Below are 15269 nucleotides of genomic sequence, written 5' to 3' on the forward strand. Positions count from 1 at the left end.
GAGAGCCTGGATTTCCCTGTTTTCGGACGCTCGGGCCCCGGACTTGAGGTGTCTGGCGGAAACGCCTGACCGGGTTTCCCCCAGCGTCCGACGTATGATGGCCGGTTGCCTTGCCAGATTCGATAGCCGCCCCGCCGATGTCCCGCCCCGACACCCCTCCTTCTGCCGCGCCTGCCCCTGCTCCCAAGGGCCCGATTGGTGAACGGCCGCTGATCCAGATCCGTGGGGCGCGCACCCACAACCTGAAAAACATCGACCTGGACCTGCCGCGCCACCAACTGGTGGTGATCACCGGCTTGTCGGGTTCGGGCAAATCCAGCCTGGCCTTCGACACGCTCTATGCCGAGGGTCAGCGCCGCTATGTGGAAAGCCTGAGCGCCTACGCCCGCCAGTTCCTGCAACTGATGGACAAACCCGATGTCGACGTGATCGAGGGCCTGTCGCCCGCGATCAGCATCGAGCAGAAGGCCACCAGCCACAACCCGCGCTCCACCGTGGGAACGGTCACGGAAATCCACGACTACCTGCGCCTGCTCTACGCCCGCGCCGGCACGCCGTTCTGCCCGGACCATGCCATTGCGCTGCAGGCCCAGAGCGTCAGCCAGATGGTCGATGCCGTGCTGGCCCTGCCCGAGGACACCAAGCTGATGATCCTGGCCCCGGTGATGCGCGACCGCAAGGGCGAGCACGCCGAGTTTTTCGCCGACATGCAGGCCCAGGGCTATGTGCGCTTTCGCATCGACGGCCAGATCACCGAGGCGGCTGACCTGAAGCCCCTGGTCAAGAACGAGAAGCACGACATCGACGTGGTCGTCGACCGCCTCAAGGTCAAGTCCGACATCACCCAGCGCCTGGCCGAGAGCTTCGAGGCCGCCTTGCGCCAGGCCGAGGGCCGCGCGCTGGCACTGGAGATGGACACGGGCAAGGAGCACCTGTTCTCCGCCAAGTTCGCCTGCCCGGTGTGCAGCTATTCGCTGTCCGAACTGGAGCCGCGCCTGTTCTCGTTCAACTCGCCGGTGGGCGCCTGCCCGAGCTGCGACGGCCTGGGCCAGGTCATCGCGTTTGATCCGCAGCGCGTGGTGGCCTTCCCCAGCCTGAGCATGGGCAGCGGTGCCGTGAAGGGCTGGGACCGCCGCAACCCCTACACCTACTCGCTGCTGCAAAGCGTGGGCAAGCATTACGAGGTCGACATCGAGCAGCCCTTCGAGGATCTGCCGGCTGAGTTCCAGCAGGTGCTGCTGTACGGCTCCGCGCCCGTCGAGATCGAGTTCACCTACGAGGCCGATGGCGCAGGCGGCAAGAAGCGCAAGGTCAAGCGCACGCACGCCTTCGAAGGCATCATCCCCAACTTCGAGCGCCGCTTCAAAGAGACGGATTCATCGGCCGTGCGCGAAGAACTGGGCCGCTACCAGCAGCCCAAGGCCTGCCCTGAATGCGACGGCACCCGCCTGCGTCGCGAGGCCCGCCACGTCAAGCTGCTCGATGCCGACACGGGCGACACCCGCGCCATCTACGAGATCGGCCACAGTACCCTGGCCGAGGCCTTCCGCTACTTCGAAGGCCTGCACCTGGTGGGCGCCAAGGCCGAGATCGCCGCCAAGGTGGTGCAGGAGATCCGCTCGCGCCTGCGCTTCCTCAATGATGTCGGCCTGAACTACCTCAGCCTGGACCGCAGCGCCGACACGCTGTCCGGCGGCGAAGCCCAGCGCATCCGCCTGGCCAGCCAGATCGGCTCGGGCCTGACGGGCGTGATGTACGTGCTCGACGAGCCCAGCATCGGCCTGCACCAGCGCGACAACGACCGCCTGATCGGCACGCTCAAGCACCTGCGGGATCTGGGCAACAGCGTGATCGTGGTCGAGCATGATGAAGACATGATCCGCGCCGCCGACTACGTGGTCGACATGGGCCCGGGCGCCGGCGTGCATGGCGGCAAGGTGCTGGCCCAGGGCACGCCCCAGCAGGTCACCGACAACGCCAACAGCCTGACCGGCCGCTACCTGGCCCAGGCCCTGCGCATCGAGGTGCCGGCCAAGCGCCACCCGCTCACCGACGAGACCCCGCGCCTGCGCATCGTCAACGCGCGCGGCCACAACCTCAAGGGCGTCACGGCCGAGATCCCCGTGGGCCTGCTGACCTGCGTGACGGGCGTGTCCGGCTCGGGCAAGTCCACCCTGGTCAACGACACGCTGTACGCCGCCGTGGCCCGCAAGCTCTACCAGAGCCATCTGGAGCCCGCGCCGCACGACGAGATCGAAGGCCTGGAACTGTTCGACAAGGTCATCAACGTCGACCAGTCGCCCATCGGCCGCACGCCGCGCTCCAACCCCGCCACCTACACGGGCCTGTTCACGCCCATCCGCGAGCTGTTCGCCGATGTGCCCACGGCCCGCGAGCGCGGCTACGGGGCCGGGCGCTTCTCCTTCAACGTGGCCGGTGGCCGCTGCGAGGCCTGCCAGGGCGATGGCGTCATCAAGGTGGAGATGCACTTCCTGCCCGACGTCTACGTGCCCTGTGACACCTGTCACGGCAAGCGCTACAACCGTGAGACGCTGGAGGTGCTCTACAAGGGCAAGAACATCCACGAGGTGCTGGACCTGACGGTGGAGGACGCGCTGGCCTTCTTCAATGCCGTGCCCGCCATCGCCCGCAAGCTGCAGACCCTGATGGACGTGGGCCTGGGCTACATCCGCCTGGGTCAGAGCGCCACCACCTTGTCCGGCGGCGAGGCGCAGCGCGTCAAGCTGGCGCTGGAGTTGTCCAAGCGCGACACCGGCCGCACGCTCTATATCCTGGACGAACCCACCACCGGGCTGCATTTTCACGACATCGCGCTGTTACTCAAGGTGTTACACCAGCTGCGCGATGCCGGCAATACCATCGTCGTCATCGAGCACAATCTGGATGTGATCAAGACGGCCGACTGGCTGATCGACATGGGCCCCGAAGGCGGCTCCGGTGGTGGCACCCTGCTGCTGGCCGGCACGCCCGAGGACCTGGTCGAGCATCCCCAGAGCCACACCGGGCGCTACCTCAAGCCCCTGCTGCCTGGCCGCTGATCCTGCTGTGTGCTGACAGGTCTTTCCCCGTGGCCTGTCCGCCCCGATCTGTGTCAAAGTCAAGCCGGGGACGACAACAGCAGTATTTGAGGAGAGCCCATGTCTGACAGGCCGGCAGCCGATCCGGGAGACGATCCCCGGGCGCTGAAGGAAGAGGTGGCGGCGCTGCGCGCGCAGATCGCCGACATGCAGACCGAGCTGGAGGTCCTGGCCAGCCTGAGCCGCAACGTGCCTGGTGTGCTCTACGTGCTGGAGCCCGACCACCGCGGCCTGCCCAGCGTCGTGTACTGCAGCGATGGCGTGCGCGACATCCTGGGCATTGCCCCTGACGAATGGAAAGCGCGCTTCGAATCCGCCTACGAGCACGTCTACCCCGAAGACCGCTCCATGGTTCGCGTGCTGTGCGAATCAGCCATGCGGGCATCCGATCCGGCCGAGTTCGAGTTCCGCGTGGTGCTGGCCGACAAGGGCGTGCGCACCGTGGCGGGCAAGGCCATGTCGGGCTGCCAGCTCAACGGCCGCTTCGCCCGCGTGGGCTACATCCACGACGTGACGGAAGAAAAGCTCTACCGCTCGGCCACCGTCAAGGCCCAGGCGGCCGAGCAGGCCAGCGCGGCCAAATCCGAGTTCCTCTCGCGCATGAGCCATGAGCTGCGCACGCCGCTCAACGCCATCCTGGGCTTTGCCCAGCTGCTCCAGATGCCCGATGGCGAGCCGCTCAGCGGTGGCCAGCGCCAGAAGGTCGAGGTGATGGCGCAGGCCGGCCAGCATCTGCTGGCGGTGATCAACGACGTGCTCGACCTGTCGCGCATCGAATCGGGCCGCCTGCCCCTGTCGCTGGAGCCCGTGTCCACCCACGCGGCGTTTGAGCACGCGCTGGACCTGGTGGGCAACCTGGCCGCCGATCTGGATGTGCGCCTGCTGCCCTGCCATGATTGCGACGACCCCACCGTACTGGCCGACCGCACGCGCCTGCAGCAGGTGCTGGTCAACCTGCTGACCAACGGCGTCAAGTACAACCGCCCGGGCGGCACCGTGAGCGTGCAGGCCCGCCAGGAGGGCGAGCGCGTGATGCTCGAAGTGCGCGACACCGGCCGCGGCATGAGCGAGGAGCAACTGGCCCACCTGTTCGAGCCCTTCAACCGCCTGGGCGCCGAGCAGACAGGCGTGGAGGGCACGGGCATCGGCCTGGTCATCGTCAAGCGCCTGCTGGAGCTGATGGAGGGTGAGCTGGAGGTGCACAGCGCGCCGGGGCAGGGCACGCGCATGCGCTGCTGGCTGCCCGTGGGCACGGGCCCTGATACCGCGCACTCACCGCTGGACGAACTGGGGCCCCTGGATGCGGAGCAGCACCACCTGGCCGATGGCGGCGACGACCATCCGCGGCTCGAAGTGCTCTACGCCGAGGACAACCAGATCAACATCGACCTGGTCACCGAGATCCTGGCCCTGCTGCCGTGGTGCCACGTCACGGTGGCGCACAACGGCGCCGAAGCGCTGGCCGCCGTGCGCCGCCGCCGCCCGGACCTGCTGCTGCTGGACATGCAGCTGGGCGACATGAGCGGCTTCGACGTGGTCAAGCTGCTCGACCAGGATGTCGAGACCACTGGCATCCCACGTGTGGCCCTGTCGGCCGATGCCATGCCCGACACCATCCGGCGGGCCCAGGCCTGGGGCTTCAAGGCCTACCTGACCAAGCCGCTGGACGTGGCCCAACTCATCGCCACCCTGGAGCAGGCGGCGCAGGAGATCGCGGGCAGGTCTTGATGCGCGATGTGTGCCAGGACGCTCAGGCCATGAAGCCCAGGTCGTGCGTAGAGGCGTCGAAGTTGCCCAGGTTGGGCAGGATGCCGGTCAGTTCACCGGCTGACAGTCCCATCCATTTGCCCAGCGTGTAGGCGTACTGGTCGACCGAGGTCGACGGCAGCATGGCGCCGTTTTGCAGCAGGTCGGGGCTGTCGTACTCGTTGCTGGCGTTGCCCGTGGCCAGGGTCGGGTAGGTGCCGTAGACCTCGCGCCCGTTCACCGCGCCGCCCATGATCAGGTGGTGGTTGCCCCAGCCGTGGTCGGTGCCATCGCCGTTGTTGGCCAGGTTGCGCCCGAACTCCGACGCGGTGAAGGTGGTGACCTGGTTGCGCATGTCGCCGCTGGGCATCTGGCCCAGCACGCGGTCGAAGTAGGCCAGGGCGTGGTTGAGCTGGGCCATGCGCTCGCTGTGCTCCTCGTTCTGGATCGCGTGGGTGTCGAAGCCTCCCAGCGTGACCATGAACACCTGGCGGCGCATGCCCAGGTTGCCCGTGCGGTTGGCGTCGATCAAGCGCGCCACCATCTGGAACTGCAATGCCAGGCTGTTGAAGCGTGCGGCACCCGTGTTGGGGCTGAGGTAGCTCAGCATGGGATCGATCCAGGGGTTGCCGTTGCCCGGTGTGGCCCAGGGCGCCGAGCCATTGGTGCTGCTCAGTGGCGGCAGGATCGGGCCAATGAGCGACTGGATGGCCATGCTGCGCTGTGTGACGGCCTGGTGATCGGCCCAGAACAGGTTGTCGGCCTGGCCGGCGCTCATCACCTCGGCCATGGCACTCTTGAGCGATGCGCTGCCCAGCACCGATCCCCAACTGCCCAGTTCGAGCATGCCCATGGCACCCACCTGCATCGCCTGTGCCTGGGCACCCGAGAGCCAGATGCCGTAGCTGCCGGGGGACAGGCAGGTGAACGAGCGTTGCACCAGGGAGGCCGATGCCCCCAGGCCCGTGGCATTGCCCGACATCAGCAAGTCACCCATGCGGCCGCCCCAGCCGTTGTCTGCGCCTTCAGGCGAGAACGATTGCCAGGTCGATTGCTGGTCATTGTGCGAGAACAGCTTGGCCGGGCGTGGCGCCACTTCGCCGGCGTATTCGGCCTTGGTCAGGCGCCGCTTGAGCGGCCCGACGTTGGCCAGCACGGCGACACGTCCAGCCTGGTGCAGCGATTGCACATCGTTCAGCAAAGGGTGCATGGCGAACTGCCGGGACGCATGGGCTGCCCGGTCGGAGTGGCCGATGGGCAGCACGCCGCCCAGCCGGGCTGGCGTGGCTCTGCCTGCTTGCGCATTGGACGCCGTGCCGGCGGGCAGCAGTGCGATGGAGGTGCCGGAGCCGGCACTGCCCCGGGCCATCGGGTCGCGCTGGTTCGTGTAGTGCGTCCAGGAGTCGCTGTCGGTGGCCAGCACAGTGTTGTAGCCGTCGTTGCCGCCGGCCAGGAACACGCAGACCAGGGCTTTGTAGTCGCCTTGCGAGGCCTGGGCCGAGGCGTGTCCCAGCAGGGACAGGCTCATGCCCATCGGCGCGGCGGCACCCAGCGATCCCAGGGCGGCGGCGTGACGCAGGAAGGCACGGCGGCTCAGTTGCTTGCTCATGGTGGTGGCCTTATTGCTGGACGATGTAGGTGGGGGAGACGGCGATCAAGGCCACGGCGGCGGCAGCGCGACGGCGCTTTTGCTGGTCGTTCGTGCGGGGCATGGCTCCCACGGCGGTGACGACCCGCTCGTTCAGGGTGCTGCTCAAGGGGCCGCCCAGCAGAAGGCGTGCGGCCTCATCGACCATGCGCTGGGGGCGTGCCGAACTGCTGCCGTCATCCAGGGCCTGCAGCGAGCTGAGGTTGAACTGGATGTCCGGCTTGCCGGTCTGGGGATGGGTCTCGCCCCAGCCCTGATCCAGGATGGTGGTGATGAAGTTGGCATAGCCCAGCACCGAGGTCTCGCTGGTGGTCTGCATTTCCGGGGCGACCAGGCCCAGTGTGCCCAGTTGGCTGCGCGGCGGCTTGTAGCCGGGGCGGTAGAAGTTGAAGACGGACGGCGAGCGCATGGGCGTCTGGCCCAGGGCGAACGCCGGGTCGTCGGTGGTCGAGGCGTAGTAGAAGGGCGCGGGGCTCTGGGCCGACTGCAGCGTGGTGTACATCGTCGAGCTGTGCGGAATCGCCCGCAGCAACTGGCTCAGGCGCAGCACAGGCTCGCGCAGCTTGCCGTGGCTGGGCATGCTCACGCCACTGGTGGCAGGGGTGCGCGCTTCTGCATCCAGCAAGATGGCCTTGACGACGGCGCGCAGGCTGCCATTGCTGCTGCGGAACACGTTGGTCACACGGGCCACATAGGCAGGGCTGGGGTTGCTGGTCACCAGTCGCTGGATCAGTTGCTTGCTGATGAAGGGGGCGGTGTTGGGGTGGGTCGCCAGACGATCCAGCGCCAGCCGCAGGCTCAGCGCCGGATTGGCCGTGGTCTGGGCGGGGATCGTGATGCCCAGGAAGCGCTTCTCGCTGGTCGAGTGCGCCTCGGCGTAGCCGCTCATAGGCATCCTGCTTTGCAGTGCGTAGTCGTTGCAACCTGTCGAGGGCCAGAAGCAGCGCCACCATTCGACTGTGCTGCCAGCGGGGCGGTGCCAGCTCCAGCCCGTGAACACCTTGGCCAGCCCCCGGACATCGTCGGAGGTGTAGGTCTCGATCGGTTGGCCGTTGCGCAGTTTGAGGCTGCCGTCATCATTGAGTTCGTACAGCCCGATGGAAAACAGCTGCATCACTTCGCGTGCGAAATTTTCATCCGGGATGCGGCCACTGACCGGGTCTTCCTTGCGGTTCTGCAGCGTTGACAGGTAGATGCCCATGGCGGGGTGCAGTGCCACAGCTTCCAGCAGCTCGCGGTAGGTGCTGCTGCTGTTCTGGGTCAGCATGTCCATGTAGCTGGCGACCAGGCGCGAGTTGTCCGCCAGCACCGAGTCCATGGTCGACACGACGAAGATCTGCGAGAGTGCATAGGCGACGCGTTGGCGCAGTTGCGCCGGATCCTGTACGGCGTGCGTCCACCATGTGTAGGGGATGTCGCTGGCCCTGACCTTGTCCGCATTGAGCCGGGCGACCGAGGCGTCTGCGGTGGACAGGTGAGAGACAGACAAGCCGGTATCGAACTGGTTGTCGAGCCAGCCCGCATAACCCAGCGAGCGCACGCTGGCCACGGTGCTCGGTGTAGCGCCAAAGCTGGCCTGGCCCAGAAAGCGGTGAGCATCGCGTTCCGTGATGGCGGCAGCCTGGCTGGCGTTGCCGGTTTCGGCGGCAGCCTGCCCTGAGGAGGTTCCGCTGCCATTGCTGCCGGTGGCGTTGCCTGTGCCAGCGCTGCCACCTCCGCCTCCGCCCCCACACGCGCTGAGCATCGCGGCGGCCATCGCCGCGATCACGGTCATGCGACCGGCCGACCAACCCATCCACTTCATGCACGTCACCCAATCCGAACGATCAACCCACTGGACCCACGAGCGTTCTGTTGATGTTCTGACTACCGTCGTGAACGCCTCCGCTCGGTATCGGCGCGATGCTCTCTGCTTTTCAGGCAGGCAGGGGTAAGCGGCCGTGCGCAAAGTCACGGCCACTCTCAAACGTTTGAGTGACGATTTGTAAGCTCAGGCCTGCTGTAGGAAACAGGCTGACAAGGCGATGGTGATCGCCTTACAGGTTGGGCGACAGCGCCCGCTCGGCTTCGGTGATGCTCAGGCCGGTGTGCTCGGCCCAGTCTTCCAGCTGGTCGCCCGCGATCTTGCCGACGTTGAAGTAGTCGGCCTCGGGGTGCGCCATGTAGAAGCCGCTCACGCTGGCGGCCGGCATCATGGCCAGGCTTTCGGTCAGGTGCATGTGCACGTCGTGCGCATCGAGCACCTTGAACATCTCGCGCTTGACGGTGTGGTCCGGGCAGGCCGGGTAGCCCGGTGCCGGGCGGATGCCGCGATACTGCTCCTTGATCAACTGGGTGTTGTCCAGCTGCTCCTGCTCGGCGTAGGCCCAGAACTCCTTGCGCACGCGCTCGTGCATGCGCTCGGCGAAGGCCTCGGCCAGGCGGTCGGCCAGGGCCTTGAGCATGATGGCGGAGTAGTCGTCATGGTGGGCCATGAACTCCGCTTCCTTGCGCTCGATGTTCAGGCCGGCGGTCACGGCGAACAGGCCGATGTAGTCGGGCTTGCCGCCGGCATCCGGCCGCGGTGCGATGAAATCGGCCAGGCTGCGGTTGGGGCGCTTCACGCCATCGACCGTCGGGCGCTCGGTCTGCATGCGCAGCGGCGCCCACTTCATCAGCACCTCATCGCGCTTCTCGTCGCGGTAGACCTCGATCACGTCGTCGTTGACCGTGTTGGCGGGGTACAGCGCGATCACGCCGTGCGCCGTCAGCCAGCGGCCCTCGACGATCTTCTTGAGCATGGCCTTGGCGTCCGCATGCACGCGCGTGGCCTCTTCGCCCACCACTTCGTCGGTGAGGATGGCGGGGTAGGGGCCGGCCAGGTCCCAGGTCTGGAAGAAGGGGCCCCAGTCGATGTAGTCGGCCAGTTCGCCCAGATCGTAGTTCTTGAACACGCGGCGGCCCAGGAACTTGGGCGCATCGGGCGTGTAGCCGGTCCAGTCGAGCGGCGTCTTGTTGGCGCGGGCCTCGGCCAGCGACACCATGGGCGTGGCCTTCTTGTTGGCGTGCTGCTGACGCACCTTCTCGTAGTCGGCGTTCAGTTCGGCGATGTAGGCGTCCTGGCGCTCGGGGCTCAGCAGCTCGGAGCACACACCCACAGCGCGCGAGGCATCGGGCACGTACACCACCGGGCCGCTGAAGTTCGGCGCGATCTTCACGGCCGTGTGCACGCGCGAGCAGGTGGCGCCGCCGATCAGCAGCGGCAACTGGCGATCGCGGAAATACTCGTCGCGTTCCATTTCGCCGGCCACGTACTGCATCTCTTCCAGGCTGGGCGTGATCAGGCCCGACAGGCCGATGATGTCGGCGCCTTCTTCCTTGGCCTTGGCCAGGATGTCGGCGCAGGGCACCATCACACCCATGTTCACCACCTCGAAGTTGTTGCACTGCAAGACGACGGTGACGATGTTCTTGCCGATGTCGTGCACGTCGCCCTTCACGGTGGCGATCACGATCTTGCCTTTGGCCTTGGCATCGCCGCCGGCCGCGATCAGTTGGGCCTTTTCTTCCTCGATGTAGGGCAGCAGGTGGGCCACGGCCTGCTTCATCACGCGGGCGGACTTCACCACCTGCGGCAGGAACATCTTGCCCGCGCCGAACAGGTCACCCACGGTGTTCATGCCGGCCATCAGCGGGCCTTCGATCACGTGCAGTGGGCGGCCGCCTCCGGCCTTGATCTTCTGCCAGGCCTCTTCGGTATCAAGCACGATGAAATCGGTGATGCCGTGCACCAGCGCGTGGCTCAGGCGGTGCTCCACGGTGGCGGGCTCTTCGGCCGTGCCGCGCCAGGCCAGCTTGGCGCTGTCGTCCTTGGCCGTGCCCTTGACCTGCTCGGCGATCGCCAGCAGGCGCTCGGTCGGCGTCAGGCTGGTGTCGTCGCCCTCGCGGTAGATTGGTTTGCGGTTGAGCACCACGTCTTCCACGCGCTCGCGCAGTTGGGCATCCAGGTTGTCGTACACGCCGACCATGCCGGCGTTGACGATGCCCATGTCCATGCCTGCCTGGATGGCGTGGTACAGGAACACAGTGTGGATGGCCTCGCGCACCGGCTCGTTGCCGCGGAAGCTGAAGCTCACGTTCGACACGCCGCCGCTGATCTTGGCGCCCGGCAGGTTCTGCTTGATCCAGCGCGTGGCCTCGATGAAATCGACCGCGTAGTTGTCGTGCTCCTCGATGCCGGTGGCCACCGCGAAGATGTTCGGGTCGAACACGATGTCCTCGGGCGGGAAGCCCACCTCATCGACCAGGATGCGGTAGGCGCGCGCGCAGATCTCGGTCTTGCGCGCGTAGGTGTCGGCCTGGCCCACCTCGTCGAAGGCCATCACCACGCTGGCCGCGCCATAGCGCTTGATCAGCCGCGCCTGGCGCTTGAACTCGGCCTCGCCTTCCTTGAGCGAGATCGAGTTGACGATGCCCTTGCCCTGCACGCACTTCAGGCCTGCCTCGATCACGTCCCACTTGGACGAGTCGATCATGATGGGCACGCGCGCGATCTCCGGCTCGCCGGCGATCAGGTTCAAAAACCGCACCATGGCGGCCTTGCTGTCCAGCATGGCCTCGTCCATGTTGATGTCGATCACCTGGGCGCCGTTTTCCACCTGCTGGCGCGCCACCGAGAGCGCATCCTCGAAGCGGCCTTCCAGGATCATCCGCGCGAAGGCCTTGGAGCCCGTCACGTTGGTGCGCTCGCCCACGTTCACGAACAGCGTGCCCTCGCCGATGTGGACCGGCTCCAGGCCGGACAGGCGCATGGCGGGTGGGGTGGGAACAGCGGGGGAAGGCGAAGCGGGGGCGGTCATCCCATGATTTTACCGGGGCCGCTTCACCTTGATACCGTTGGTATCAACCGCTGGTCTGCATCCCCAGGAATGTTTCCTCGATCTTGAGCGAACTGCGCTGGCCCACATCGGCCCGGTGCGCGGCCAGCCAGCTGTCGGCGGCCTGGCGGCCCAGCGCATGCAACTGCTGCAGGAAGGTCCAGTCCGTGTTGAACTTGCTGGAGGCGTTGAAGGGCGCCAGGCCGTCGTCGTCGGCCACCATGTGCAGGCGCAGGTCCTTGTAGCGGCCGGGGTCCAGCTTCTGTTCCTTCAGTAGCCTCGACACGAAGGCGATGGCCCGCATCTCGCCGATCAGGCTGGTGTTGAAGGTGATCTCGCTCAGGCGGTCGATGATGTCCATGCTGCGCGTCGGCGTGTCCGGCCGCGACAGCGCGTTGATCTTGATCAGCAGGATGTCCATGGCCTGCGTGTTGTAGATCAGCGGAAAGAGGGCGGGGTTGCCGGTGTAGCCGCCGTCCCAGTAGGGCTCGCCGTCGATCTCCACGGCCTGGAACACGAAGGGCAGGCAGGCCGAGGCCAGCAGCGCATCCAGGCTCAGGGCCTGATCCGTGAAGACCCGCGCCTGGCCTGTACGCACCGACGTGGCCGTGACGAACAGGTGCACATCGCAGCGCTTGCACCCCTGGCGCAGGGCCTCGACGTTCACGTGGCGCTGCAGCACGTCGCGCAGCGGGTTCAGGTTGAGCGGGTTGAACTCATACGGGCTGAAGGCCCGCGTGAACATGTTCAGCCACTGGTAGGCCGGGAACTGGTCGAAGTTGAACTCGGGGCGCAACAGCCCGTTCTGGATCGTCAGTGGCGAGAAGATGGGCCCGTGGCGGCTGACGTCCTGCCAGAAATCGCGCAGGGCCTGCTGGGCGCTCTGCCGGGCCTGGGTTTCGCCGCCTTCGGCGTGGCCCTGTACGTAGCCACTCAGCATCACCGCGCCGTTGAGCGCGCCAGCGCTGGTGCCGGAGATGCCCATGAAATCCAGGCCATCGTCGTCCAGCAGGCGGTCGAGCACGCCCCAGGTGAAGGCGCCGTGCGAGCCGCCGCCCTGCAGGGCCAGGTCCACCGTGGGCCGGGCGCGGGGCGAGGCGGCCTTGCGGCGCGCAGGGGCTGCCTTGCGGGCTGGCTTTTTTGTGGGCGTGGTGGCGGTGGGCGCGGCCTTGGCCTGAGTGCGGGCGGGGGCGCTCTTGCGCAAGGGTGCGCTGGCAGCCGGGCCGGAGGTTGTCGGTTTACGGCGGGACGTCATGGGAACAGTCTAACCAGATTGCTGCGGCGCAACATGAATGCAGCAATGTCCGCGCCATCACCTGGGCGGCCAACCGTCCCTCTTTCGGGGCACCCCAGTGGGGGCGTGAAAATAAAGCCACGAGTACTGTACAAAGATCCAGTCTTTGCCATAATGGCGCCATCCCGTCGGCACGGCCGGCACCCCAACCACCCCCCGCGGCAACGCATCGCCGCCCCCGGAGACCCTGCATGGAAGCCACCGCCAAGTCCGCCCTGAGCAACGAAAAAGCCAAAGCCCTCCAGGCGGCCCTGGCCCAGATCGAAAAGCAGTTCGGCAAGGGCTCCATCATGCGCCTGGGCGAGGGCGAGGTGATCGAAGACATCCAGGTCGTCTCCACCGGCTCCCTGGGCCTGGACATCGCCCTGGGCGTTGGCGGCCTGCCCCGCGGCCGTGTGGTCGAGATCTACGGCCCCGAATCCTCCGGCAAGACCACGCTCACACTGCAGGTCGCGGCCGAGATGCAGAAGCTGGGCGGCGTCTGCGCCTTCATTGATGCTGAGCACGCGCTGGATGTGCAGTACGCCCAGAAGCTCGGCGTCAACCTGCAGGACCTGCTGATCTCCCAGCCCGACACCGGCGAACAGGCCCTCGAGATCGTCGACGCCCTGGTGCGTTCCGGCTCGGTCGACCTGATCATCGTCGACTCGGTGGCCGCGCTCACGCCCAAGGCCGAACTCGAAGGCGAGATGGGTGATTCCCTGCCTGGCCTGCAGGCCCGTCTGATGAGCCAGGCCCTGCGCAAGCTCACCGCCACGATCAAGAAGACCAACTGCATGGTCGTCTTCATCAACCAGATCCGCATGAAGATCGGTGTGATGTTCGGCAGCCCCGAAACCACCACCGGCGGCAACGCGCTCAAGTTCTACGCCTCGGTGCGCCTCGATATCCGCCGCATCGGCTCGATCAAGAAGGGCGAAGAGATCATCGGCAACGAGACCAAGGTCAAGGTCGTCAAGAACAAGGTCTCGCCGCCCTTCAAGACCGCCGAGTTCGACATCCTCTACGGCGAAGGCATCTCGCGCGAGGGCGAGATCATCGACCTGGGCGTCACGGCCAAGATCGTCGACAAGTCCGGTGCCTGGTACGCCTACAACGGCGAGAAGATCGGCCAGGGCAAGGACAACTCCCGCGAGTTCCTGCGCGAGAACCCCGATCTGGCCCGCGAGATCGAAAACAAGATCCGCGAATCGCTGGGCATCTCCCTGCTGAATGCCGGCGCAGTCGCTGCCGAGTGAGCAGCGCAGGTAGGGGCGCGCATCAGCAGGCACCAACGGGCTTGTTGTCCGCCCCGCGCAAGGCATGAAGACCCAGTTGTCCCTCAAGGGGCGGGCGCTTAAGTACCTGGCTGCACGGGAGCATTCCCGCCTGGAGCTCACCCGCAAGCTGGCCCCGCATGCTGAGTCGGCGGATGAGGTGCAGCGTGTGCTCGATGAGCTGGAGCAGCGCGGCTTCCTGTCCGCCGAGCGCTTCGCCGAATCGATGGTGCACCGCAAGGCCGCTCGCTACGGCGCGGCCCGGGTCAAGGCCGAACTGGCCCAGCACCGGCTGCCCGAAGAGCTCACCCGCAGCGTCACTGAGCAGCTCAAGGCTTCAGAGTTCGACCGCGCCCATGCCCTGTGGGCACGGCGCTTCGGCGAGCCACCCGCCACCCCGGAAGACAAGGCCCGCCAGACCCGTTTCCTGGCCGCCCGGGGCTTCGCGGGCGACGTGATCCGCCGGGTGCTCCGGGGTGACGGGTTCCGCGATCCGGAACAAGGCGTCTGAATCCACCCCTGCAAAGCCCTGCGGCATGCGCCGCCCCCTGCATCCACGGGGGGGGGCGGTGCTATGCTGCGCGGTGCTCCGCACGAATTACCCATTCGCGTGCGGCGCGCCCCCGGCATCCGATCGGTTCCGGGGGTTTTGTCATGTTCGACAAGAACGAACGCCACACAAAAGACTGCGAGTCTTCACATGAAAATCCACGAGTACCAAGGCAAAGAGATCCTGAGCCGATTTGGCGTGCCGGTCCCAAGAGGCATTCCGGCATTTTCCGTTGACGAAGCCGTGGCTGCGGCTGAGAAGCTGGGCGGCCCGGTGTGGGTCGTGAAGGCCCAGATCCACGCAGGTGGCCGAGGCAAGGGCGGTGGCGTCAAGGTCGCCAAGTCCCTCGATGACGTCAAGCGTCTGGCCGGTGACATCCTGGGCATGCAGCTCAAGACCCATCAGACCGGCCCCGAAGGCCAGAAGGTCAACCGTCTCTACATCGAAGACGGCGCTGACATCCAGAAGGAATACTACGTGTCCGTGGTCACCGACCGCGGCACCCAGAAGGTCGCCTTCATCGCCTCGAGCGAAGGCGGCATGGACATCGAAGAAGTCGCCCACAGCACCCCCGAGAAGATCATCACCGTCTTCATCGACCCGCTGGCCGGCCTGACCGACGCGCAAGCCCAGCAGATCGCCGACGGTATCGGCATGCCGGCTGATTCGCAAGCCCAGGCCAAGGACATCTTCCAGAAGCTGTACCAGTGCTACATGGAAACCGACGCGTCGCTGGTTGAAATCAACCCGCTGAACCGCGACGGCAAGGGCAACGTGATCGCCCTGGACGCCAAGTTCAACTTCGACAGCAACGCGCTGTT

Annotated in this window: 9 protein-coding genes; 5 read left to right on the forward strand and 4 right to left on the reverse strand. The window is 66.4% G+C overall.

The window, feature by feature from the left end:
* Window positions 1–137: 137 nt before the first annotated feature.
* Window positions 138–3059, forward strand: coding sequence for an excinuclease ABC subunit UvrA (gene uvrA / locus WAQ08_RS05475; protein WP_422189766.1), 2922 nt, complete (start codon window positions 138–140; stop codon window positions 3057–3059).
* Window positions 3060–3158: 99 nt separating this feature from the next.
* Window positions 3159–4826 carry an ATP-binding protein gene (locus tag WAQ08_RS05480; protein WP_422189768.1) on the forward strand — a complete coding sequence of 556 codons (1668 nt, stop codon included), beginning with the start codon at window positions 3159–3161 and terminating at the stop codon, window positions 4824–4826.
* Between the two features lie 22 nt (window positions 4827–4848).
* Here WAQ08_RS05480 and WAQ08_RS05485 read toward each other — a convergent pair whose 3' ends face one another.
* The 4 genes from WAQ08_RS05485 to WAQ08_RS05500 all read right to left on the reverse strand — a co-directional run bounded on the left by WAQ08_RS05485 (window position 4849) and on the right by WAQ08_RS05500 (window position 12603).
* Entirely contained in the window at window positions 4849–6453 is a 1605-nt protein-coding gene (locus WAQ08_RS05485; protein ID WP_422189770.1) for a DUF1501 domain-containing protein, read from the reverse strand.
* A 10-nt stretch (window positions 6454–6463) separates the two neighbouring features.
* Window positions 6464–8296, reverse strand: coding sequence for a DUF1800 domain-containing protein (locus WAQ08_RS05490; RefSeq protein WP_422189772.1), 1833 nt, complete (start codon window positions 8294–8296; stop codon window positions 6464–6466).
* Window positions 8297–8528: 232 nt separating this feature from the next.
* Window positions 8529–11330 (reverse strand): methionine synthase, encoded by a 2802-nt coding sequence (gene metH, locus WAQ08_RS05495; RefSeq protein ID WP_422189774.1) that lies wholly within the window; start codon window positions 11328–11330, stop codon window positions 8529–8531.
* Between the two features lie 43 nt (window positions 11331–11373).
* Window positions 11374–12603 (reverse strand): patatin-like phospholipase family protein, encoded by a 1230-nt coding sequence (locus tag WAQ08_RS05500; protein ID WP_422189776.1) that lies wholly within the window; start codon window positions 12601–12603, stop codon window positions 11374–11376.
* Between the two features lie 230 nt (window positions 12604–12833).
* Here WAQ08_RS05500 and recA point away from each other — a divergent pair, with 230 nt between their 5' ends.
* From recA to WAQ08_RS05515, 3 genes are all read left to right on the forward strand, one after another.
* Window positions 12834–13880, forward strand: coding sequence for a recombinase RecA (gene recA / locus WAQ08_RS05505; protein ID WP_422189778.1), 1047 nt, complete (start codon window positions 12834–12836; stop codon window positions 13878–13880).
* A gap of 64 nt (window positions 13881–13944) precedes the next feature.
* Window positions 13945–14409, forward strand: coding sequence for a recombination regulator RecX (recX, locus tag WAQ08_RS05510; RefSeq protein ID WP_422189780.1), 465 nt, complete (start codon window positions 13945–13947; stop codon window positions 14407–14409).
* A gap of 189 nt (window positions 14410–14598) precedes the next feature.
* On the forward strand, window positions 14599–15269 hold a 671-nt coding region (locus WAQ08_RS05515), incomplete at its 3' end, for an ATP-grasp domain-containing protein (protein ID WP_422189782.1).

This window comes from Aquabacterium sp., assembly GCF_049274795.1.
In the GTDB taxonomy this organism is placed as follows: Bacteria; Pseudomonadota; Gammaproteobacteria; order Burkholderiales; family Burkholderiaceae_C; genus Aquabacterium.